The 21,108-nt window shown below is 68.3% G+C and carries 19 protein-coding genes; 14 read left to right on the top strand and 5 right to left on the bottom strand.

The features are described 5' to 3' along the window. Positions 1 to 184 precede the first annotated feature (184 nt). From ACWDOP_RS05640 to ACWDOP_RS05625, 4 genes are all read left to right on the top strand, one after another. Entirely contained in the window at positions 185 to 892 is a 708-nt protein-coding gene (locus ACWDOP_RS05640; RefSeq protein ID WP_456344090.1) for an MgtC/SapB family protein, read from the top strand. Next, the gene (locus tag ACWDOP_RS05635; protein WP_456344089.1) at positions 889 to 2,622 is read left to right on the top strand and encodes an ABC transporter permease; all 1,734 of its coding nucleotides are present in this window, start codon (positions 889 to 891) and stop codon (positions 2,620 to 2,622) included. The genes ACWDOP_RS05640 and ACWDOP_RS05635 overlap by 4 nt, the downstream gene beginning before the upstream one ends. 13 nt (positions 2,623 to 2,635) lie before the next feature. Then, on the top strand, positions 2,636 to 3,967 hold the full coding sequence (locus ACWDOP_RS05630) for an ABC transporter ATP-binding protein (RefSeq protein ID WP_456344088.1): 1,332 nt from the start codon (positions 2,636 to 2,638) through the stop codon (positions 3,965 to 3,967). Positions 3,968 to 4,050: 83 nt separating this feature from the next. Beyond that, entirely contained in the window at positions 4,051 to 5,277 is a 1,227-nt protein-coding gene (locus ACWDOP_RS05625; protein WP_456344087.1) for a cytochrome P450, read from the top strand. Positions 5,278 to 5,320: 43 nt separating this feature from the next. Here the strand turns inward: ACWDOP_RS05625 and ACWDOP_RS05620 are convergent, their stop codons facing one another. Continuing rightward, positions 5,321 to 7,411: a hypothetical protein gene (locus ACWDOP_RS05620; RefSeq protein WP_456344086.1), complete on the bottom strand. Its 2,091-nt coding sequence runs from the start codon at positions 7,409 to 7,411 to the stop codon at positions 5,321 to 5,323. A gap of 394 nt (positions 7,412 to 7,805) precedes the next feature. On the opposite strand from ACWDOP_RS05620, the gene mraY reads away from it, so the two are divergent. Together mraY and ACWDOP_RS05610 are read left to right on the top strand one after the other, a co-directional pair. Then, complete coding sequence (gene mraY / locus ACWDOP_RS05615) at positions 7,806 to 8,882, top strand: phospho-N-acetylmuramoyl-pentapeptide-transferase (RefSeq protein WP_454204263.1); 1,077 nt, start codon at positions 7,806 to 7,808, stop codon at positions 8,880 to 8,882. Between the two features lie 198 nt (positions 8,883 to 9,080). Further along, a complete protein-coding gene (locus tag ACWDOP_RS05610) occupies positions 9,081 to 9,584 on the top strand; it encodes a hypothetical protein (RefSeq protein WP_456344085.1) in 504 nt (167 codons plus the stop codon). A 111-nt stretch (positions 9,585 to 9,695) separates the two neighbouring features. Here the strand turns inward: ACWDOP_RS05610 and ACWDOP_RS05605 are convergent, their stop codons facing one another. Further along, a complete protein-coding gene (locus ACWDOP_RS05605) occupies positions 9,696 to 11,228 on the bottom strand; it encodes a DHA2 family efflux MFS transporter permease subunit (protein ID WP_456344084.1) in 1,533 nt (510 codons plus the stop codon). A gap of 270 nt (positions 11,229 to 11,498) precedes the next feature. On the opposite strand from ACWDOP_RS05605, the gene ACWDOP_RS05600 reads away from it, so the two are divergent. From ACWDOP_RS05600 to ACWDOP_RS05575, 6 genes are all read left to right on the top strand, one after another. Then, positions 11,499 to 11,732, top strand: coding sequence for a hypothetical protein (locus ACWDOP_RS05600; RefSeq protein WP_454204260.1), 234 nt, complete (start codon positions 11,499 to 11,501; stop codon positions 11,730 to 11,732). 19 nt (positions 11,733 to 11,751) lie between these two features. Beyond that, complete coding sequence (locus ACWDOP_RS05595) at positions 11,752 to 12,852, top strand: SPFH domain-containing protein (RefSeq protein WP_454204405.1); 1,101 nt, start codon at positions 11,752 to 11,754, stop codon at positions 12,850 to 12,852. Positions 12,853 to 12,893: 41 nt separating this feature from the next. After that, complete coding sequence (locus ACWDOP_RS05590) at positions 12,894 to 13,295, top strand: cold-shock protein (RefSeq protein ID WP_454204259.1); 402 nt, start codon at positions 12,894 to 12,896, stop codon at positions 13,293 to 13,295. Positions 13,296 to 13,405: 110 nt separating this feature from the next. Continuing rightward, positions 13,406 to 14,521 carry an ATP-dependent DNA ligase gene (locus ACWDOP_RS05585; protein ID WP_456344083.1) on the top strand — a complete coding sequence of 372 codons (1,116 nt, stop codon included), beginning with the start codon at positions 13,406 to 13,408 and terminating at the stop codon, positions 14,519 to 14,521. Then, entirely contained in the window at positions 14,518 to 15,579 is a 1,062-nt protein-coding gene (locus ACWDOP_RS05580) for a DNA polymerase domain-containing protein (RefSeq protein ID WP_454204257.1), read from the top strand. The genes ACWDOP_RS05585 and ACWDOP_RS05580 overlap by 4 nt, the downstream gene beginning before the upstream one ends. A gap of 177 nt (positions 15,580 to 15,756) precedes the next feature. Then, positions 15,757 to 16,008 (top strand): hypothetical protein, encoded by a 252-nt coding sequence (locus ACWDOP_RS05575; RefSeq protein WP_454204256.1) that lies wholly within the window; start codon positions 15,757 to 15,759, stop codon positions 16,006 to 16,008. 354 nt (positions 16,009 to 16,362) lie between these two features. Here the strand turns inward: ACWDOP_RS05575 and ACWDOP_RS05570 are convergent, their stop codons facing one another. The 3 genes from ACWDOP_RS05570 to ACWDOP_RS05560 all read right to left on the bottom strand — a co-directional run bounded on the left by ACWDOP_RS05570 (position 16,363) and on the right by ACWDOP_RS05560 (position 18,968). Then, positions 16,363 to 17,046: a TetR/AcrR family transcriptional regulator gene (locus ACWDOP_RS05570; RefSeq protein ID WP_454204255.1), complete on the bottom strand. Its 684-nt coding sequence runs from the start codon at positions 17,044 to 17,046 to the stop codon at positions 16,363 to 16,365. Beyond that, on the bottom strand, positions 17,030 to 18,175 hold the full coding sequence (locus ACWDOP_RS05565) for an acyl-CoA dehydrogenase family protein (protein WP_456344082.1): 1,146 nt from the start codon (positions 18,173 to 18,175) through the stop codon (positions 17,030 to 17,032). Before ACWDOP_RS05565 ends, ACWDOP_RS05570 begins: the two co-directional genes overlap by 17 nt. 103 nt (positions 18,176 to 18,278) lie before the next feature. Further along, a complete protein-coding gene (locus ACWDOP_RS05560) occupies positions 18,279 to 18,968 on the bottom strand; it encodes a TetR/AcrR family transcriptional regulator (protein WP_454204253.1) in 690 nt (229 codons plus the stop codon). A 239-nt stretch (positions 18,969 to 19,207) separates the two neighbouring features. On the opposite strand from ACWDOP_RS05560, the gene ACWDOP_RS05555 reads away from it, so the two are divergent. Together ACWDOP_RS05555 and ACWDOP_RS05550 are read left to right on the top strand one after the other, a co-directional pair. Next, positions 19,208 to 19,423 carry a hypothetical protein gene (locus ACWDOP_RS05555; protein WP_456344081.1) on the top strand — a complete coding sequence of 72 codons (216 nt, stop codon included), beginning with the start codon at positions 19,208 to 19,210 and terminating at the stop codon, positions 19,421 to 19,423. Beyond that, positions 19,420 to 20,952, top strand: a complete 1,533-nt coding sequence (locus ACWDOP_RS05550; RefSeq protein ID WP_456344080.1) for a hypothetical protein — start codon at positions 19,420 to 19,422, stop codon at positions 20,950 to 20,952. The genes ACWDOP_RS05555 and ACWDOP_RS05550 overlap by 4 nt, the downstream gene beginning before the upstream one ends. Positions 20,953 to 21,108: the final 156 nt, after the last annotated feature.

Below are 21,108 nucleotides of genomic sequence, written 5' to 3'. Positions count from 1 at the left end.
AAGTCGCCGTTCCCACCCTCTGGCGCGTGCGCGCGGTCGAGGAGGTGGTTGTCATGCCCGGTGGATTGGACTCTGTTCCGTTAGCCAATCGTTTACCAGGCGTCTCCGCCGTGTCTCGTGGTCAGCTCGTGTGCTCGACCTGACGTGCGGTGTGGAGTGCGCCGGCCTCTAGGTGGAGGGCGTCATGACCACGTGGGAAATGCTGCTCCGGCTCGGCACGGGTGTCGGGTTGGGTGCGGTGATCGGGTTCGAACGGCAGTATCGGGCCAGGATGGCGGGACTGCGCACCAACGCGCTGGTCGCCGCGGGCGCGACGTTGTTCGTGCTGTTGTCCGCGCACGGTTTCAACGGTGGTACCGCTGATCCGACTCGTGTTGCGGCACAGATTGTTTCGGGTATCGGTTTCCTGGGCGCGGGGGTGATCCTGCGCGACGGGTTCAATATCCGGGGGTTGAACACCGCGGCCACGCTGTGGTGTGCGGCGGCGGTGGGTTCGCTCGCGGGTGCGGGCATGTACACCACCGCGATCGCGGGCACCTTCGCGGTCGTGGTGGTCAACACCGCGCTGCGCAGCGCGGCGCGGGCGGTGGATCGCCCGCTCACCGATGGCACCGGCGCCGAGTCGCTGTACGCGTTCACCGCCGCGACCGACGACGCGCACGAGGCGCACGTGCGGGCGCTGCTGGTGCAGTCGCTGACCCGCACCGATTTCCGGCTGGTGTCGATCTCGAGCCATGACACGGTGCCGGGCCGGGTCGAGGTGCGCGCGGAGTTGACCGGTGATCGCCGCGATGACCGGCAGATGGAGTCGGCGGTGAGCCGGTTGAGCCTCGAGCCGTCGGTGACCAGTGTCGGGTGGCGAATCGTGCCGGAACCGGAGGTGCACGCATGAGCGCGGCCACGTTCCCTTCGCGGGGTGTGCTGGATCGGCCGCGTTCGCGGTGGGCCGATATCGCGGTGTTCGCCGGTGCGGCGGTGCTGATCTGGGTCGCGGTGCGGGTGTCGGCGGGCATGAACGTGCCCTTCGACGCCGCGGCCGCGCCCTCGAGCATCGACACCGATCCGGCCCTGCTGCCGTACTACGCGGCGCGGTCGCTGCTGCGCATGCTGCTGGCGCTGGGTCTGTCGCTGGTGTTCACGTTCGTGTTCGCCACGGCCGCGGCGCGTCTGCCGCGCGCGGAGAAGATCATGATGCCGCTGCTGGACATCCTGCAGTCGGTGCCGATCCTGGGTTTCCTGGCGGTCACGGTGACCGGGTTCATCGCCCTGTTCCCGGGCTCGTCCCTGGGTTTGGAGGCGGCCTCGATCTTCGCGATCTTCACCTCCCAGGCGTGGAACATGGCGTTCGCGTTCCACCACAGCCTGGTGTCGCAGCCGCGCGAACTCGACGAGGCGGCCCGGAATCTGAGATTGTCGCGCTGGCAACGGTTCTGGCGCATGGACGTGCCCTCGGGCATGTTCCCGCTGGTGTGGAACGCGATGATGAGTTTCGGTGGCGGCTGGTTCTTCCTGACCGCCGCGGAGGCGATCAGCGTCAACAACCGCGAGTACGCGCTGCCGGGCATCGGCTCGTACGTGGCCAGCGCGACGGCCGAGAGCGCCACCGGCAAGGTGCTGTGGGCGATCGCGGCGATGATCGTCATGGTGGTCGGGCTCAATGTGCTGTTCTGGCGTCCGATCACGGTGTGGGCCGAGCGATTCCGGGTCGAGGACACCGAAGCCGCGCACGCCCCGCGCAGTCTGGTGCTGGATCTGTTGCGGCGCTCGCACATTCCGGGACTGCTGGGCCGGATGTTCGGTCCGCTGGTCTATCCGCTGGATCGGGTGATGCGTGTGTTCGGGCTCGCCGAGCACCGGCTGTTCGTGCCGCGCGCGCGCCGGCGGGTCAGCGACGCGGTGTTCACGACGGTGGTGAGCGTGGCGCTGGTGATCGGCACGTTCGCGATGCTGGGCTACATCCACGACACCGTCGGGTTCGGCGAACTCGCGCACGCCGCGGAACTGGGTGCGATCACCCTGCTGCGGGTGATCGTGCTGTTGATCGTCGCGACCGCGATCTGGGTGCCGATCGGAGTCTGGATCGGATTGCACCCCCGCGTGTCCCGGATCGCGCAACCGATCGTGCAGGTGCTGGCGAGCTTCCCGGCGAACTTCCTGTTCCCGCTGGTGACCGCGGTGCTGGTGGCCACCGGCGCGAGCCTGCAGTGGGCGGGCATCGTGCTCATGGCCCTGGGCGCGCAGTGGTACATCCTGTTCAACGTGATCGCCGGCGCCTCGGCGGTGCCCAACGATCTGCGCGAGGCCGCGGCCACGCTGGGGCTGCCGCGCCGATTGTGGTGGCGCAGGCTGATTCTGCCCGCGATCTTCCCCAGCTATGTGACCGGGGCGATCACCGCGGCGGGCGGGGCGTGGAACGCCTCGATCGTCGCCGAGATCGTCGAATTCGGTCCCACCACCCTGGTGGCCACGGGCCTGGGCGCCTACATCGCCGACGCCACCCGCGACGGGGACGCCCCGCGCATCCTGGTCGGCGTGCTGGTGATGAGCGCGTATGTGGTCGGTATCAATCGCATCCTCTGGCGGCGCCTGTACGCGCTGGCGCAACGCCGGTACTCGCTGTAGAAGGAGAACTCTCATGACCATCGCAACGGGTGAGGTCCTGATCGACATCGACGATGTCGCCATGTCGTTCACCGGGGCTTCCGGGGAACCGCTCACCGTCCTCGAGCACGTGAATCTGCGGGTGCGCGACGGGGAGATCGTGGCGCTGCTGGGTCGTTCGGGCTCGGGCAAATCCACGCTGTTGCGCGCGGTGGCGGGCCTGCTGGCCCCCACCCGCGGGCAGGTCCGCTACCGGGGCGAGCCGTTGACCGGCACGAATCCCGGTGCGGCCATGGTGTTCCAGTCGTTCGCGCTGATGCCGTGGCTGACCGTGCAGGACAATGTCGAACTCGGGCTGGCCGCGCGCGGGATCGACCCGCGCACCCGGCGCGAACTCGCTCTCGAGGCGATCGACCGGATCGGCCTGGACGGTTTCGAATCCGCCTATCCCAAGGAGCTGTCCGGCGGGATGCGCCAGCGCGTGGGTTTCGCTCGCGCGCTGGTGCTGGAACCGGATCTGCTGCTGATGGACGAACCGTTCTCGGCCCTGGATGTGCTGACCGCGGAGAATCTGCGCACCGAGCTGGTGAACCTGTGGGCCACAGCCGATTTCCCGACCAAGTCGGTGCTGCTCGTGACCCACAACATCGAGGAGGCGGTGCAGCTGGCCGATCGCGTGGTGATCCTGGGCGCCCATCCCGGGCACATCATCGCCGAGGTGCGGATCGAGCAGCCGCGCCCGCGCAACCGGCGCGCCCCGGGGTTCACCGCCACGGTCGATCAGATCTACGGGCTGCTCACCGGCCGCGACACCGACACCGGGGTGAGCGCGCCGGACGCGGGCACCCCGTTCGCCACCCCGCTGCCCGCGGCCTCGGTCGGCGGGATCGCGGGCCTGCTCGAGCTGGTTTTCGCCGCGGGCGGGCGCGCGGATCTGCCCGATATCGCCGACGACCTCAGTTTCGAACTCGACGATCTGCTGCCGCTGGTGGACGCGGCCGCGCTGCTGGGGTTCCTGCTGGTGGAGTCCGGGGATGTGCTGCTGACCAATGTGGGCGCGAACCTCACCACCGCCGACATCCATGCCAGCAAGCGCATTTTCGCCACCCAGGCGCGCCGGCGCGCTCCGCTGGTGCGCACTGTTTGCAGTGCCCTGGTCGGTAGTGCGGACGGCACGGTGCGCGCGGATTTCTTCCTGGATCTGCTGCGGCGCGGATTCTCTCCCGAGGACGCGCGCCGCCAGCTCGACATCGCGATCGATTGGGGCCGCTACGGCGAATTGTTCGACTACGACACCGATTCGGGGCGGATCACCGCGGACCCGGCGGGCCTCGAGGACCTGCCCGAACACGCGCGCGGACGATAGCACCGCGCGACGGCGCGTGCACGGCGAGCCGAGCCCGCGCGCACATGGTTGACTTCTGATGATCATGTGCCACAGGAGGTTCCGTGTCCGCGCCGTTCATTCCCCCCGGTTTCGACTTCACTGATCCGGATCTGCTCGCCCAGCGTTTGCCCATCGCGGAGTTCGCGCGCTTGCGCCGTACCGCGCCGGTGTACTGGAATCCGCAGCCGCGCGGAGTGAGCGGATTCGACGACGACGGGTTCTGGGCGGTCACCAAACTCGATGACATCAAGGAGATCTCGCGCACCCCCGAGGCGTTCTCGGCCGAGGAGAACACGGTCGTGATCCGGTTCACCGAGGACACCACGCGCGATCAGATCGAGATCCAGCGCGAGCTGCTGCTGAACATGGACCCGCCCCGGCACACCAAGTACCGGCGCATCATCGCCAAGGGTTTCACCCCGCGCGCGGTCGACTCGCTGCGTGATGCGTTGCGCGAGCGCGCCGAACGCATCGTGCACGAGGCCAAGCGGTGCGGTGGAGGCGATTTCGTGGAACAGGTGGCCGCGGAGCTGCCGCTGCAGGCGATCGCGGATCTGATCGGGGTGCCCCAGGCCGACCGGCACAAGATCTTCGCCTGGACCAATCAGATGATGGGGTACGAGGATCCGGATTTCGACGGTGATCACCGGGTGGCCACCGCGGAGGTGATGGGGTACGCGTGGGGGCTGGCCGAGGAGAAGCGGGCCTGCCCGATGGACGACATCGCCACCTCGCTGCTGCACGCCGATCTCGAGGGTGAGGCGCTGGCCTCGGACGAGTTCGCCTGGTTCGTGGTGCTGCTGATCGTGGGCGGCAACGAGACGATCCGCAACGCCATCACCCACGGGATGAAGGCGTTCGTGGACAATCCCGAGCAGTGGGAGATCTACCGGCAACAGCGCCCGCGCACCGCGCCCGACGAGATCGTGCGCTGGGCCAGTCCCGTGGTGGCCCTGCAGCGCACCGCGGTGGCCGACACCGTGATCGGCGATCAGCGGATCGCGCGCGGTGACCGCGTCGGATTGTTCTACGCCTCGGCCAATTTCGACGAGGACCACTTCGAGAACCCGTACACCTTCGATGTGCTGCGCACCCACAACCCGCACGTCGGTTTCGGCGGCAACGGCACCCACTACTGCGCCGGGGCGAACCTGGCCCGCCTGCAGATCGACCTGATGTTCAACACGATCGCCGAGGTGATGCCGAACCTGCGCCAGGTCTCCGAGCCGGTGCGCCTGCGCTCGAGCTGGCTCAACGCGATCAAGAGCTGGCACGTGCACTACGGCTGATCACCCGCACGCGCCGGGCGGGCCCCGCGTCGGCGGGCCGGGGTCAGGTGAGGCGGGTGATCAGGTCTCGGCAGAGGTGTTGGAGCTCTTCGTCGGCGGTGATAGTGCTCAGTTCGCGGACGCGGCGGGTTTCGGCGAGTTCGGCGTGGAGCAGGGGCAGGGCCGGTGCGGCGTGGGAACCCATCGCGTGCAGGGTGCGCAGGACGTGGCCGGCGGTGGCCTCGTTGGCTTTCCAGCCGTGCAAGAGGGCGTCGAGGACGGCCGGGGCCTCGGGCTTGCCCGCGATGTGCCAGAGGGCGGTCGCGGACCTGACGCGGTTCCAGCCGAACCAGTCGTTGCCGTCGCTCAGGTGTGCGCGCAGGCGCGGCACGGCGGCCGTGGCTGCGGGGCCGAGGTCGGCGAGCAGGTCCGTCAGGCCGCTGAGGTCTCCGTTGGCCGGATCGTCCAGGATGTTCCGCAGCGGCTCGAGCACCGGTTCGTGGTCGCGGCTGATCGCCCACAGCGCGGTGAGTGCGGCTGCGCGCGTGTGGTTTTCGGGGTGTTCGAGCAGGGCGCACACCGCGGGCAGGGCCGGTGCGGCGGCGGGACCGAGGGTGGACAGCGCGGACAGGCCGGCGCGGGTCAGGTCCTGGTTGTCGTCGCGGATCGCGTCGGTGAGGATGCGGGTGATGTGGGTGCGGGCGTGTTCGCCGCCCAGGCGGCCCAGGGCGTCGAGTGCGGAGTTGGCGGTCATCGCGAAGGTGCTCGCGGTGAGGTCGGCGCGTTCGAGGTAGGCGCACAGTGGTTCGACCAGAGTGTCTGCCGCGCTAGCTAGTTCGCCCATGACCTGGATCGCGCGCCAGGTGTCCACGTCGCTGTCCAGGGCGACGAGCAGGTCGGATACCGCGCGCGGGTCGCCGAGTCGCGCCAGCGCCCGCACCGCGTTCTGGTGGGAGCGCCGCTCCAGCGGGTCGGGGTCCGCCCAGGCGCGCGCACCGATGCGGCTGTGTTGTGCGACAAGGTGTTCGGCCAGTGGTTCGCGGGCGGGCTGGGCAATGGCATGACAGCGTTCGAGGGTGTCCGCGGCCGCGGCGCGCTCGCGGGGATCGTCGGCGCGAAGGTGTTCGCTCACGCGCAGGATCAGCGCGCCATGGTCACCGCGCCAGCTCATCATGATCGCCCGGGCCGTTGTCAGCGCGGTCAGCCGCAGGTCGAGATCGCTGGTACGCAACTGTCTGTCGAGCAGGGCCGTCCGGTCCTCGATGCGCGCGCCGAGAGCCTCGTGGATGTCGGCGAGTGAGCGTTCGGTCGAGGACGGTTCGCCCGCGGCCTGCGCCAGGTCGGCGAAGGCGTCGGCGATCTGGGGCGCGAGGTGACCGGTGTCGGCTCCGGCGTTCGGTGTCCGGGCCGGGTGCACGGGCACGGTGTCGCCGTGGTGGATGCGGCTCAGCAGTTCACCCGCGCGGATCGCGGTGTCCGGCGCCGGTTCGGCGGCCGGGTGCAGGGCCCGCAGGGCCAGGATGTCCAGCAGCAGTGCGGGTTCGGCGGTGTCGTGTGCGAGCAGCGCGTCGAACCAGGCCAGGATGGCGTCGGCGGTGCTCGGTATGCGCTGCGCCAGGAACGCCAGCGCACGCACGACGAGCAACCGCTCGGCGACGGCGGTTTCGGCGTCGTATCGGGTGCGCAGTCGCCCGACCGCGCGCGGGCCGTCGTCCTCGAACAGCGCCAGTGCCGGTATCGCCGCGCGGCGTACTCGAACGTCGGGGTCGGTGGCCAACGTGGAAAACAGCGCGTGGTTCTCGTACATGGCCGCGGCGGCCGCGGGACCCCCGTAGGGGTTTCCGTCCCAGTCGAGGTACAGCTCGTCACCGCACTCGGCAGCCGATTCACCGATCTGAACCAAGAGTTCGACAATGCGAGCGCGGTCGGGGGTGGCAGGTTCCCGGGCCATCTCCAGCAGGAACGGCACACTCGCCGCGGTGCACTGATACACCGAGCCCTGATGGAACACCGCGCTGCAGAACCGGTCCAGCGCCGCGCCGCGCTCGTGGGCGTCGCCGGATTTCATCGCCGTCAGCAGCGCGGGCACTTCCTCCGCCGACCCGTACGCGTGCTGCATCGATGCCCAGTCGATGTCCAGGAGTCCGTCGAACATGCCCGGCACTATGCCCGGTCGTCCCCGCTCGCGTCGATTCGGGTCGAGAAGCGCTGGCGCACGGCCGATTCCGGGTCGCGGCGGTCGCGGGTCGGTGGGTGCCGAGCCCCGGGCGCGCGGATCGGTGACCTCGACCCCGGAGGTGAAAAACCGGGCGCGTGCGGACCGGCGATGGTCGGCGGCCCGGTCGCGGAGGGCTGCGCTCATGGATCGGGCTCGTCCCCGTCGTTCCCGGTCCGCTTCCGCACCACCGATTGTGCGCTCTGCCTGGGGTTTCCGGTGCCCGCTCGTGCACCGATGCGTGCCAGCGCCCGGTTTTCGCTAGCATCTGAAACGTTTTGGACAGTGTCAGATCTATTGGGCCGCGCGGCTCGCGGCGGCCCCTGGGGGCCCTATGAAGCAGATTCTGTTCGCGGCGATGATCGCGCTGGCGGTGTCGATCACCTTGACCCCGGTGCTGGTGCGGATCTTCGCGCGCCAGCAGCTGGGGCAGGAGATCCGCGCCGACGGCCCGCGCACGCATCTGGCCAAGCGCGGCACCCCGACCATGGGCGGTATCGCGATCGTGGTGGGTATGTGGGCGGGCTATCTGGGTTCGCATCTGATCGGGATCGGCAACGACGAACCGGGGGTGACCGCCTCGGGGCTGCTGGTGCTGGGTTTGGCCACGGCCCTGGGTGTGGTGGGGTTCCTGGACGATTTCATCAAGCTGTACAAGCGCCGCAATCTCGGATTGACCGCCACGGGCAAGTATGTGGGCCAGGTGGGCGCGGCGATCGTGTTCGGGGTGCTGGTGTTGCGGTTCCCCGACAGCACCGGGCTGACCCCGGGCAGCCGGCACGTGTCGATCCTGCGGGATCTGCCGTGGTTCTCCCTGATCACCCCGCTGTTCCTGCTGCTGGTGGTGTTCCTGGTGGTGGCCTGGTCCAACGCGGTCAACATCACCGACGGCCTGGACGGTCTGGCCGCGGGCACGATGGGCCTGACCCTGGGCGCGTATGTGCTGATCACGTTCTGGCAGTACACCAACGCGTGCACCTCGCGCCCGGGACAGGGCTGCTACAGCGTGCGCGATCCGCTGGATCTGGCGATGGTGTGCGCGGCCACGGCGGCGGCGTGCGTGGGGTTCCTGTGGTGGAACGCGGCCCCGGCCAAGATCTTCATGGGCGATACCGGTTCCCTGGCGCTGGGCGGTTTGCTGGCGGGGTTGTCGATCACCTCGCGTACCGAGTTGCTGATGGTGGTCGTGGGCGCGCTGTTCTGCGCGGAGATCCTGTCGGTGCTGTTGCAGATCGCGGTGTTCAAGACCACGCGGCGCAGGCTGTTCCGGATGGCGCCCCTGCATCATCATTTCGAGCTCAGCAGCTGGCCCGAAACCACGGTCTCGATTCGATTCTGGCTGTTGGGGGCCGTCGCGGCGGCGACGGGTTTGATGCTGTTCTACGGCGATCATCTGACCGCGACGAGTTAGAGAACTCTGAGGAGTTCGTGAGGGCGCGGTGAGGATTCGATCGCAAAGGACGCCGGTGACCGACCGGGGGCGGGTTTTCCGGCGTACTTCTCAGTAAGGTCTGTCAGCGGACGGTCGCCTCGCGTGCGGGGCGCTCGTGCGGATTGGGCCCCGGAGCTGTTGCGGCCCGGAGGTATACGAAATGAAAAGGACGAGCAGTTGACGCTTCACATGACCGGACGCATCGCGATCGCCGCGCTCACCGTCGTGACCGCCCTGGGATTGTCCGCGTGCGGTGAGGGCGACAAGCCCACGACGACGGCCAAGAGCACCTCCACCTCGAAGGTGACCGCGGCGCCGCAGGGCAACTACCCGCCCGCCCCGACCGTGGAGGAGCTCAACGCCGAGCTGACCCGCGTGGTGGATCCGGCGGTGCCCGCGGATCAGAAGACCACGTTCCTGCAGGGTGTGTCGGCCGATCCGAACCTGCCGCAGCTGCTGACCGACTTCTACCAGCAGAACCAGGCCACCATCAAGGTCATCAACGTGACCGATCTGGGTAACGGCACCCTGACCGCGGACGCGCAGGCCGCGATCGCCGGTGGCGCCCCGAACCAGGCCACCGTGCCGTTCGTGGTCGAGGACGGCAAGTGGAAGGTCCAGAAGGAGTGGATCTGCAGCATGCTGGCCCTGGGCAACGTGGTCTCCCCGGCCTGCGCCTGATATCGAATTACGCTGCGGGAGGGCTTTTTTCCCTCCCGCACACGAAAACCCCGTACCTCACCGCGCGATGTGCGCGGCGGGATACGGGGTTTCGTCGTGCGGGGGGACCTGTCAGTGCGCGGCCACGACCGCTCCGGCGACTTCGGGATCCTTGGGTTTGACCCGGGGTAGGAACCAGGCCGGGATCAGGGTGACCACCAGCAGCACGAGCGCGACCACGAAGGTGTGCCCGAACGCGGTTGCGGCCTGGTCGAATCCGGTCTCGAGCGCCCCCGGTGGCAGCTGGCCGGCGATCGCGGGGTTGTAGTTCGAGGCGATCGCGGTCTGGGCCAGGGTCTGGTTGTTGAGCAGGTTCGTCAGCACCACCGAGATGACCGCGGTGCCGATCGATCCCGCGGTCTGGTTGACGATGTTCATCAGGGTCGATCCGCGCGCGACCTGCGCGTGGGTCAGGGTCTGGATCGCGGCGGTCATGGTCGGCATCATGGTGCAGCCCATGCCGAGACCGGTCACGAACAGCGCGGTGCACAGCAGCGCGTACGGGGTGTCGGCGCTGACCTGGGTCAGGTACGCCATGCCCAGGGACATGACCGCGATGCCGGTGAGCACGATCTTGCCGGGTCCGATCTTGTCGACCAGGCGGCCGGCGATGGGCATGGTGAGCATGGCGCCCAGGCCCTGCGGGGCGATGAGCAGACCGGCCATGAGCGTGGTTTCCCCGCGCACCTGCTGCAGGTAGCTCGGCAGCAGCAGGCCCGAGCCGAAGAAGGCCATGGCGAACAGGGTCATGGTCAGCACCGCGTAGCGCAGCGACTTGTTCTGGAACAGGCGCAGATCGATGAGCGGATGGCGTGCGCGCATGGCGTGGAACACGAACGCCACCATCAGGATCAGGCCGATGATCGCCGGGATCAGTACGCGTTTGGCGGCCACGGTCCCGGCTTCGGGGATCGAGGACACACCGAACAGGAACAGCGCCAGGCCCGGTGAGGCCAGCAGCATGCCGACGAAGTCGAACGATTCCGACGGCTCGGGGCGGTCGGCGGGGAAGATGATGACCGCCAGCACCAGGGCCACGATGCCGATGGGCAGGTTGATCAGGAAGATCCAGTGCCAGGAGAAGCTGTCGATGAGCCAGCCGCCCAGGATCGGGCCCAGGATGGGGCCCAGCAGCATGGGCACGCCCAGCACGGCCATGACGCGCCCGATCCGGTGCGGTCCGGCGGCGTGGGTCATGATCGTCATGCCCAGCGGCATGAGCATGCCGCCGCCCAGGCCCTGGATGACGCGGAAGGCGATGAGCGATTCGATGCTCCAGGCCGTGGAGCACAGCACCGAGCCGAGCACGAAGAAGATCAGTGCCGCGATGTAGAGGCGTTTGGTGCCGAATCTGTCCGCGGCCCAGCCCGTCAGCGGGATGACCGTGGCCAGGGCCAGGGTGTAGCCGGTCATCGACCACGCCGCGATGGCGTAGGTGGTGTCGAAGGTTTCCTGGAACTTGGGGATCGCGACGGTCACCACGGTGATGTCGAGAATCGACATGATCGCGCCGAGCACGACGACGCCGGCGATCTTGAGCACGCCGGCGTCGAGTTTGTCGTCGCCGGCCGGGCCCGCTTTGGATAAATCCGGAGGAGTGGTCACCGCTTAAGCCTGCCAGTTCCATCCCCGGGTAACCAATAGTGTTGCGCCCGGACACGCCCGAATATTTCGCTCGCACCGCCTGCCCGCACCATACGAGATCCTTTCGCCACCATGGAGCACACCATTGCGCGTCGGACCCCAGCCACGATATCGACTGATAGCGAATAGTGAGCTAACGATTCGGTCGAGAATTCATCCACCGAGTGCGCGGGGCACGCCACTTGTCCACGTACGCTGAGGATTCACCGTGAATGGCAGGAGTTCCCAGCGATGTCCGACCCCGTGCTGGGACTGACCGGTACGCTGACCACGCCGATCCGGGGCCCGCACATGCTCGGTGAGGTTCTGGTCGCCATTCGAGGGGGGACCGAGCTGTACATCGCGCGCGCCGCGGAGCCGCTGGACTCCGGCGCCACCGTCCTGGTGGTGGGCGCGCATCCGGGGCGGATAGTCGATGTGGTGCCGTGGATCCCCTTGCCCGGCGACCATCGTGGGGATATCTGATTTATCAAGGGAGACAACAGTGCTGGGTTATCACGTACCCGATCCCGATGAGGCCATGCTGGTCAGTGGCGGGGGCAGCAAGGACAACGCGCCGTTCCGGGTGGTGATCGGCCACGGCACCTGGGTGCTGCCGTTCTTCCGCAAGGTGCGCTTCCTGTCGCTGGCGATGTTCGAGGCCGAGATCGCCGAACGCTGCGTCACCAAACAGGCCATTCAGCTCGACGTGCGCGCGGTCATCGCGTTCAAGGTCGCCAACGACACCCAGTCCATCGTCAATGCCGCCCAACGGTTCCTGTCCGAACAGGAACAGGAGATGTCGGTGCTGACCGGCCGCATCTTCTCCGGTCATCTGCGCTCGATCGTGGGCTCGATGACGGTGGAGGAGATCATTCGCGAACGCCAGCGCCTGGCCGACGAGGTACTGGTGGCCTCCAAGGTCGAGATGGGCAACATCGGGCTCACGGTCGACTCGTTCCAGATCCAGTCCATCGACGACGGCAACCTCGGCTACATCACAGCATTGGCCGCCCCGCACAACGCCGCGGTCCAGCGTGACGCCCAGATCGCCCAGGCCGCCGCCGCCCAGGCCGCGGCCCAGGCCGAACAGGAATCGCTGCGCCGCCAGGCCGAGTACTCGCGCGAGACCTCGATCCTGCGCGCGCAGTACCAGCACGACATCGACAAGGCCAATGCCGAAGCCGCGCAGGCGGGTCCGCTCGCCCAGGCCGTGGCCCTGCAGGGGGTGCTCACCGCGCAGGCCGAACAGGCGCGCAAACAGGCCGAACTGCGCGAGCAGCAGTTGCAGGCCGAGGTCGTCAAACCGGCCCTGGCCGAGGCCGAACGGGTGCGCATCCTGGCCGAGGCCGAGGCGAACCGCACCCGCATCCAGGCCGAGGCCGCGGCCTCGAACAATCGCATCGCGCTCGATCAGCTTCTGATCGAACAACTTCCGGAGATCGTCAAGAGCGCGGCGGCGGGTTTGGCGCACGCGAATGTTACGGTCCTCAACGGCCCAGAGGGGGTCGGTGAAATCATCAATGGCATGGTTGGTCAGGGCCTGACTGTCTTCAATTCGTTGCAAAAGGCACTTTCCTCCGACAATGATCGAGCCGCGGACTAGAGTTACCGCGAGGGACGCGGCGACGAGGAGCAGGTGTTCAGGTGTCCATCGGGAAATTGGTGTCGTTCGACAGCTCTCGGGGGTTCGGTTTCATCCGTCCGGAAGACGGTGGGCCGGACGTGTTCGTCCATGTCAACGACATCGGGCTGGATGAGGACGAGTTGCGACAGGGGCGGGTGTTCGAATTCGACGTGACCGAGGGTGATCGGGGGCCCAAGGCCATCAACCTGGCCCTGGCCGCGGGCACGAGCGCACCACCGCCGCCGGCTCGTTCACACAAGACCAAGGAGCGGGTGCACGGGCAGTTGAGCGCGGCCGAACATCGCCGGCTCATCACCGAACTGCTGCTGGACGCCTCCCCCGCGCTCACCGCCGGGGAAATACTGACCATCCGCGACCGGCTGACCGCGTTCGCCGATCAGCACGGGTGGCTGGAAAACTAGCGGTTCAGGCAAAACAGACCGCTGACCCCGTACGATCTTCGAGGGACCGCGACCGGTGATTTCTCACCGGTCGCACCGTCTACCTGGGTGAGACAACCCGAGGAGGTCGTGTGGAGCTGCCCGTCATGCCGCCGGTCAAACCGATGCTCGCCAAATCGGTCTCGACCCTGCCGCGCGAATCCGGACTGCGCTACGAACCCAAATGGGACGGCTTCCGGTGCATCGTGTTCCGCGACGGGGACGAGATCGAACTGGGCTCGCGCAACGACAGGCCCCTGACCCGCTACTTCCCCGAACTGGTGGAACTGCTGGGCAAGGCCCTGCCGGACAAGTGCGTGATCGACGGGGAGATCGTGATCGTCACCGAGCACGGCCTGGACTTCGACACCCTGCAGCAGCGCCTGCACCCCGCGGCCTCGCGGGTCAACAAACTGGCGGTCGAGACCCCGGCCAGCTTCGTGGCGTTCGATCTGCTCGCGCTCGGGGACCGGGATCTGACCGGTGAGCCGTTCGCCGAACGCCGGCGACTGCTGGAAACCCTGCTCGATACGCGCGGACCAGACGCCGGGGCGACCCGCATCCACCTCACCCCCATGACCGAGGACCCGGACGTGGCCCAGGACTGGTTCACCCGGTTCGAGGGCGCGGGCTTCGACGGGGTCATGGTCAAAGCCGCGGACCTGGGCTACCTGCAGGACAAACGAGTCATGTTCAAGGTCAAGCACGAACGCACCGCCGACTGCGTGGTCGCCGGATTCCGCTGGCACAAGGACGGCGAAGGCGTCGGATCGCTGCTGCTGGGTTTGTTCGACGACGAGGGCAACCTCCATCACGTGGGCGTGGCCAGCTCCTTCACCGCCAAACGCCGCAAAGAATTGGTCACCGAACTCGCGCCGCTGCGGGAGAACGCGCTCGAGAATCATCCGTGGCGCGAATGGGCCGACGCCGCCGCCCAGGCCCGCGCCGACGGCAAGATGCCGGGCGGGGTGAGCCGCTGGACCGGCGGCAAGGACCTGTCGTGGGAGCCGCTGCGCCCCGAACTGGTCGCCGAGGTCCGCTACGAACACGTCATGGCCGGGCGCTTCCGCCACGGCGGGCGCCTGGCCCGCTTCCGCACCGACCGCACCCCGCGCTCGTGCACCTACGCCCAGCTCGACGAGGTCGCCCCCGCCGAACTGGCCGACATCTTCGATCAAGCCCGAGCGGCGAAAGGCACTGTGCGGTGAGCGATTCGGTCGAAATCGAGGTCGACGGGCACACCGTCACCATCTCCAACCCCGGCAAGATCTACTTCAGCAAACGCGAGGAAACCAAACTCGATCTCGTCAACTACTACCTCGCGGTCGCCGGGCCGATCATGAACACCATCAAGGATCGCCCGGTACTGCTCGAACGCTATCCCGACGGGGCCGGCGGCAAATCCTGGTTCCAGAAACGCGTCCCGAAATCGGTGCCCTCCTGGTTGCAGACCACCGAGGTCTCCACCCCCAACGGCACCGTCAGCGACGCCCTGGTCGCCGCGGACATGGCACACCTGCTGTGGGCGGTCAACCTGGGCTGCTTGGGATTTCACGTCTGGCCCACCCACGCCGACGCCCCCGCCGCGAGCACCGCGCCCCCGGTCCACGACGCGGCCGGCGAACTGCTTCCGCCCACCGGGGTCACCGACGAGTTGCGCATCGACCTCGACCCCTCCCCGGGCATCTCCTTCGACGACCTGCGCGCCGCGGCCCAGCGCACCCGCGAGGTGTGCACCGACCTCGGCATCGACGTGCGCATCAAGACCTCCGGATCGCGCGGGCTGCACCTGTACGCGCTGCTCGAGCCGCGCTGGGACGGCTACCAGGTGCGCGCGGCCGCGGTCGCCCTGGCCCGCGAACTCGAACGCCGCCACCCCGACACCATCACCGCCCAGTGGTGGAAGGAGGAACGCGGGTCCCGGGTGTTCGTCGATTACAACCAGAACGCCCCGCACAAAACGGTTTTCGGCGCCTGGTGCGTACGCCCGAAGGTCGGCGCCCAGGTCTCGACCCCGATCTCCTGGGACGCGCTGCCCGAGGTCACCAACGACGAGTTGACCATCGCCACGGTCCCCGCCCGCCTCGCCGAGCTCGGCGACCCCTGGTCCGACCGCACCCCCCAGGACCTGACCCCCCTGCTCGACCTGTCCGAGAAAGACCTGGCCGCGGGCCTGCAGGACGCCCCCTGGCCCCCGCAGTACCCGAAGATGCCGAACGAGCCCTCCCGCGTACAACCCTCCCGCGCCCGCAAGGACGCCGAATAGCGGCCCCCGATAAACCAGATTCGTCTCGCGAGGGTCCTCTGATCCCGGGCCGGACGTTCGATGATCCGGTTCCGACCGCCTCCACACTCGGGGCCGCACGGTAACTGCGCGGCTGCATTGTCGGCACAACCGCGCACGCCGCACCCGCCGCGCCGATGCCGGATGCACCATGGTGGGGTGAGCACCGAGCGCGTGAAGGTGCGCTGCGTCCTGGTGATCGGCGAGGGCGACAGAGCGATCGCCTACCTCGAAACCCCCTGGCACCCCTCATGGATGGCCATCCAATGGTCCGCCGCGGTGATAGCCGCCCAAGCCGACCTGCCCCGCAACGAGCTCCCCGGCCGCGAGTTCTGGGTGGACGCCGACCACGGCCCCGCGAACGCCCTGTCCCTGACCAACTTCCGCCTGGTCTTCGACCCCCGCCTCTAGCTGGCCCCGGCCGCACCCTCCGGACCGTCACTCGACTCCGGTGATCGCCCCTGACTCAGCTCTCCGAAAGCACGCTGCGGCACAAGCATTTTCGCGCCTTCGGCCAACCCTCCTGACGCTCGCGGTGCCCGCGACAGGGCGGTGGATGCCAGCAGCGGCGGGCCCTCCGTCGTGTTCTTCCCCAGCGCGAGCGCTGTGGGACTGGGCTATTTCGCGCATCCCGCTCGGCCGCCGACCTTCGTTCGGTTCACCCTCCGACCGGCGATACCGCGATGGTCCCGGCTCGACGGGTCGAGCCGGGACCATCCGGTGTTCTCGGTCGTATCGGGTGCACGCCTGGCGCGCGTGCCGGGATCAGCCCGCGCCGTGGACCTTCGGGAAGGACTCGCCGATCAGGGTCGTGAGGGTGTCGGCGAGCAGATCGTGGACCTGGGCGCGGTTCAGGCTCCCGCGCACGATCCATTCGCGGCCCGCGGCCTTGACCAGGCCGCCGTAGCAGCGGACCAGGGCCTGCAGCTCGGCGCTGTGCATCGAATCCTCGAGGCCGACCATCTGCACCACGCGGACCGCCGCGGCGTTGTCGGCCTCGTCCAGGATGCGCTGCACCTCGGGATCGTCACCGATCCCCTCGAGGCCGGTCACCTTCACCCACGTCGTGCCGTGCTCGCCGATCGTGTCGAGCAACCACGACACGCTCGCGTCCACGCGCTCGCGGGTCGTGCCGGTGGGCACCCCCATCTCGAGCGCGCGCGGCAGGGTCACCATCCGGCGCACGACCGCCAGGTACAGGTCGCGCTTGTTGCCGAAGTAGTGGTTGATCAGACCGCGGGCCACCCCGGCCCGCTGGGCGAGCTCGGCGGTGGACACCGCGGCGTACGGACGCTCGCCGAACATGTCGATGGCGCAGGACAGTATCTGCGCGCGGCGTTCGTCGGGTTCGAGCCGGCGCCGCCGCGACGGGGTGTCGTCGGCGGTCACCGGCGCGGTCTCGGTACCGCCGGGCTTCGACGGTGCGTGACTGTCAGAGTGAGCGGGCAATGAGGTCCTTCATCACCTCGTTGGCGCCCGCGAGGATCCGCAGGATCCGGGCGCCGGTGTACAGCTGGGCAATCGGGTATTCGGTCATGTACCCGTAGCCGCCGAAGAACTGCAGGCAGCGATCCACCACATTACCGAGTTGATCGGTCAGCCAGTACTTCGACATGGCAGCGGTGGGAATGTCCAGTTCACCGCGCAGGTGCTTGTCGATGCAGTCGTCCAGGAAAACCCGGCCCACCTTGGCGATGGTGGCGCACTCGGCGAGCTCGAACCGGGTGTTCTGCATCGCGAACAGCGGCTTGCCGAACGCTTCGCGGCCCTTGGTGTACTCGATCGTCAGCTCGACCGCGCGCTCGGTCATCGCCACCGCCATGATCGCGGTGACCAGACGCTCCTGGGCGAGCATCTGCATCATCTGATAGAAGCCCTGGCCCTCGGCCGAGCCCAGCAGATTCGAGGCGGGCACGCGCAGCCCGTCGAAGAACAGCTCCGCGGTGTCCTGTCCCTTGCCGCCCATCTTGGACAGGATCCGCCCGCGCGTGAACCCGGGGGTGTCGTCGCCGACCTCGGCGAAGATCAGAGAGACCCCGGCCGCGCCCAGGGACGGGTCGGTCTTGACCGCGAGAATGATGCCGTCGCACAGCCAGCCGTTGGAGATGAAGATCTTGGACCCGGTGATGACGTACTCGTCGCCCTCGCGCACCGCACGGGTCTTGATGGCCTGCAGATCCGATCCGGTGCCCGGCTCGGTCATGCCGATCGAGAGCACCATCTCCCCGCTGGCCGCGCGCGGCAGCACCGAGCGCTTGAGCTCCTCGGACCCGAACTCGTGGATGTAGGGCGCGATGATCGAGGAGTGCACCGGCATGCCCATGGCCCCGTCACCCTGCTGGCACTGGGCTTCGATGATGGCCGCCTCGTGCGCGAAAGTGCCACCGCCACCTCCGTATTCGGCCGGAATGGCCGCGCACAGCAGGCCGAGTTCGCCCGCGCGCCGGTAGAGCTCACGGTCGGGGTGGCCCTGTTCGATGAATTTGTCCTCGTGCGGGACCACCTCCTTCTCGAAGAAGGTTTTCGCGAGTCCGCGTACGGCCTCGACCTCGTTGTCGCTCCATGCCGGGCGTGCCATTGTCGTTCCTTCGTCTCCCGGGCGCGCACCACCGCGCCTCGAGGACAAGGGTGCACTGCTATTGGCATCGTGTCAACAAAGTGTCAACAGCCGGCCCCCGGCACTACCCCGCCTCCCCCGCCCGCGACTGATTCACCTCGGCGAACGTCGTGAAAATCGGAACATCGGGATCGGCCTCGATCCCCTGCCTGCGCAGGAAACCATCGATCAACCCCCACACCAATTCCGTTGCCTGATCGATGAACTCATCGGTCTCCCCCTGGGACGGCCGATCCGAATCGCGCAACCACAGATCCGTGATCGCCACCACCGCCCCCACCAGCGCCCGCGACAGATACTCGATCCCCGAGGTCTCGAGCGGCACCGCCTCGGCCACCGACAGCGCCATCCTCGACAACCGCCCCGACGCCTCCCGCCCCAGATCCAGCTGCAACACCCCCGACTGCTGCAACACCGGCGCCTGCCCCAGATACCGAAACACGTTGGGGTGCTCCAGGATTCCGTTCGCATAGTCGGTGAAAACCCGCCGCAACGCCGCCCGCGGCGGCGCCAGCATCAACGTCATATCCGACCCCGCCGCCGAGAACGCGCGCTGGGACATCCGCGTGGCGATCTCGGTGAACAGATCACCCTTGTCCGCGAACTGGCGATACAGGCGCGGCTTGGTGATACCCGCCTCGCGAGCGATGTCATCCATGCTCGGCCGGGGACCATCACGATCGATCACCCGAATCGCCGCGTTCACGATGTCATCGCGGGTCACCGCACCCGTACCGGCAGATATCCGAACCACCCGCGCAGTGTACACGTACCGGCGGTACGAAACCCTTCCAGCGCGATACCGCCATCGGAACCACTCGACAACGCCGCACATCACGTGATCGAGGCCACAACCCGGATCAACCACCCAGCATTGCGCTCCCTTCGAACGTACTGCCAGTATCGAAACCCGTACCGGCGGTACGCACGGCACAGAGCAGCACCCACCCAACACCGACCGCCCACCCGAGCAGCCCACCCCGAAAGCCCGCCATGCCCGAACCCGCACACACCCTCGCCACCACCCTGCAGGCACCCCTGCCCGATGCCCTCGCCCAACTCACCGACACCGACCTCACCGAACTCGACCGACTCCTCAACGCCGCACTCACCCGGCGCGCCACCACCCTCGACACCGCCATCGCCAACTCCCTCGACTACGTCCCGCGCCTCATGCGCCCCGCCGTCAAGAAAGCACTGGGCCTATGAGCGAACACCTCGCCGCCGTCGCCGAAACCACCAAACTCGCGCGCCTGCTCGGCATCTCGGACCCCACCGACCTCGACTTCCTCGTCGACCTCCCACCCGCGGCCATCCGCCAATTCCGCGAACGCGCCACCGACCGCCTCTTCGACCGCGACGCCAAACGCCTCCACAAAGTCGCCCAAGCCGCCAAACTCGTCCCCGTCACCATCAGCGCCAAAGTCGCCGAACGCGCCTTCGGACCCGTCCTGTGCGCCGCCATCGCAGGCGCCGTCGACCCCACCCGCGCCATCGACATCGCCACCGCCCTCCCCCCGGCCTTCCTCGCCGACGTCTCCGTCCAGATCGACCCCCGCCGCACCGCCGCCATCATCGCCGCCGTCCCACCCGCACTCGTCGAAAAAGTCGCCCGCGAACTCCTGGCCCACGGCGACCACATCACCATGGGCCGCTTCGTCCACGTCATCCCCGAACCCGCCCTGCGCGCCGCCGCACCCGTCATGAGCGACATCGACCTGCTGCGCATCGGCTTCCTACTCGAAGACAAAACCGCCATCGACCGCGTCCTGCACATCGTCGCCGACCGCGTCCCCGGCATCATCCGCGCCGCCGCCGAACAACACATGTGGGCCGAAGGCATCGACCTGCTCGACTCCATCGCACCCCACAACCGCGCCTGGATCGGCGACACCGCCGCCGGACTCGGCGGACCCGTCCTGGACTCCCTCATCACCGCCGTCGCCGACCTCGACGCCTGGGCCACCCTGCTGCCCATCACCAGCGCCATGAGCCACGACAGCCTGCGCCTGTTCGCCGAACGCCCCGCCGTCCACGCCGAACCCGTCCTCGCCGCCATCACCGACACCGCCCTCACCGCCGGACACTGGCTCGAACTCCTACCCCTCGCAGCCCACCTGCCCCCGGCCCAACTCGCCTTCGTCGCCGCCCGCGTCGCCGCCGAAACCGACGACCGCCTCGACGACCTCATCCGCCAAGCCCACACCGCCGGCCGCTGGGACGCCATGATCCCCGTCGCCCTCGCCATGACCGACCCCGAACGCCGCCGCCTCGCCGCCCTGCCCGTCATGCAGGACCCCGACGTCCTGCGCGCCGTCATCACCAGCACCGCCGAACACCACCTGTGGTCCCAGGCACTGCCTTTGGTGCACGCCCTCCCCGACACCACCACCCCCACCCTCGCCCACTGCATCGGCGACCTCACCCGCGACCAACTCCTGGCCGCCGTACGCGCAGCCGCCCAGAGCGACACCATCGACACCCTCGTCGACATCGCCCTCGCCCAGGAACCACACGGCCGCGCCCGCGTCCTCGAACTCATCGACGCCATGGACGACATCGAGGACTTCCTCACCGCCCTCACCATCCACACCCCCGACATCGTCTGGACCGCATTCACCCGAGTACGCGACGAAATCCCCGCCCGGCTCCTCGCCCAACTCGCCGAACGCGCCCGCGAACTCGGCCACCCCCACCACGCCACCGCACTCGAACCCGCAACCGCCACAGCCGAATAGCACCCGCCACCACCGCACCCCGCCCCGAAACCGGCGGGGTGCGCGCACGTTCGGGACCCACACACCGACTGTGACCGCCATCGCGACCACCCACCGCCGGTCAAAACCACCAACCCCGCGATGCAACAATGGAACCTCACCCGCAGCCCCCACGAA

The organism is Nocardia sp. NPDC003693 (assembly GCF_053981095.1).
The sequence above is the reverse complement of the archived record's forward strand: the minus strand, read 5'-3'. Positions and strand labels throughout refer to the sequence as shown.

Bases quoted from the DNA above. Each gene is read 5' to 3' on its own strand.
- ACWDOP_RS05630 (WP_456344088.1), top strand. From the start codon at position 2,636: ATGACCATCGCAACGGGTGAGGTCCTGATCGACATCGACGATGTCGCC.
- ACWDOP_RS05620 (WP_456344086.1), bottom strand. From the start codon at position 7,411: ATGTTCGACGGACTCCTGGACATCGACTGGGCATCGATGCAGCACGCG.
- ACWDOP_RS05565 (WP_456344082.1), bottom strand. From the start codon at position 18,175: ATGGCACGCCCGGCATGGAGCGACAACGAGGTCGAGGCCGTACGCGGA.
- ACWDOP_RS05640 (WP_456344090.1), top strand. From the start codon at position 185: ATGACCACGTGGGAAATGCTGCTCCGGCTCGGCACGGGTGTCGGGTTG.
- ACWDOP_RS05550 (WP_456344080.1), top strand. From the start codon at position 19,420: ATGAGCGAACACCTCGCCGCCGTCGCCGAAACCACCAAACTCGCGCGC.
- ACWDOP_RS05635 (WP_456344089.1), top strand. From the start codon at position 889: ATGAGCGCGGCCACGTTCCCTTCGCGGGGTGTGCTGGATCGGCCGCGT.
- mraY (WP_454204263.1), top strand. From the start codon at position 7,806: ATGAAGCAGATTCTGTTCGCGGCGATGATCGCGCTGGCGGTGTCGATC.
- ACWDOP_RS05555 (WP_456344081.1), top strand. From the start codon at position 19,208: ATGCCCGAACCCGCACACACCCTCGCCACCACCCTGCAGGCACCCCTG.
- ACWDOP_RS05600 (WP_454204260.1), top strand. From the start codon at position 11,499: ATGTCCGACCCCGTGCTGGGACTGACCGGTACGCTGACCACGCCGATC.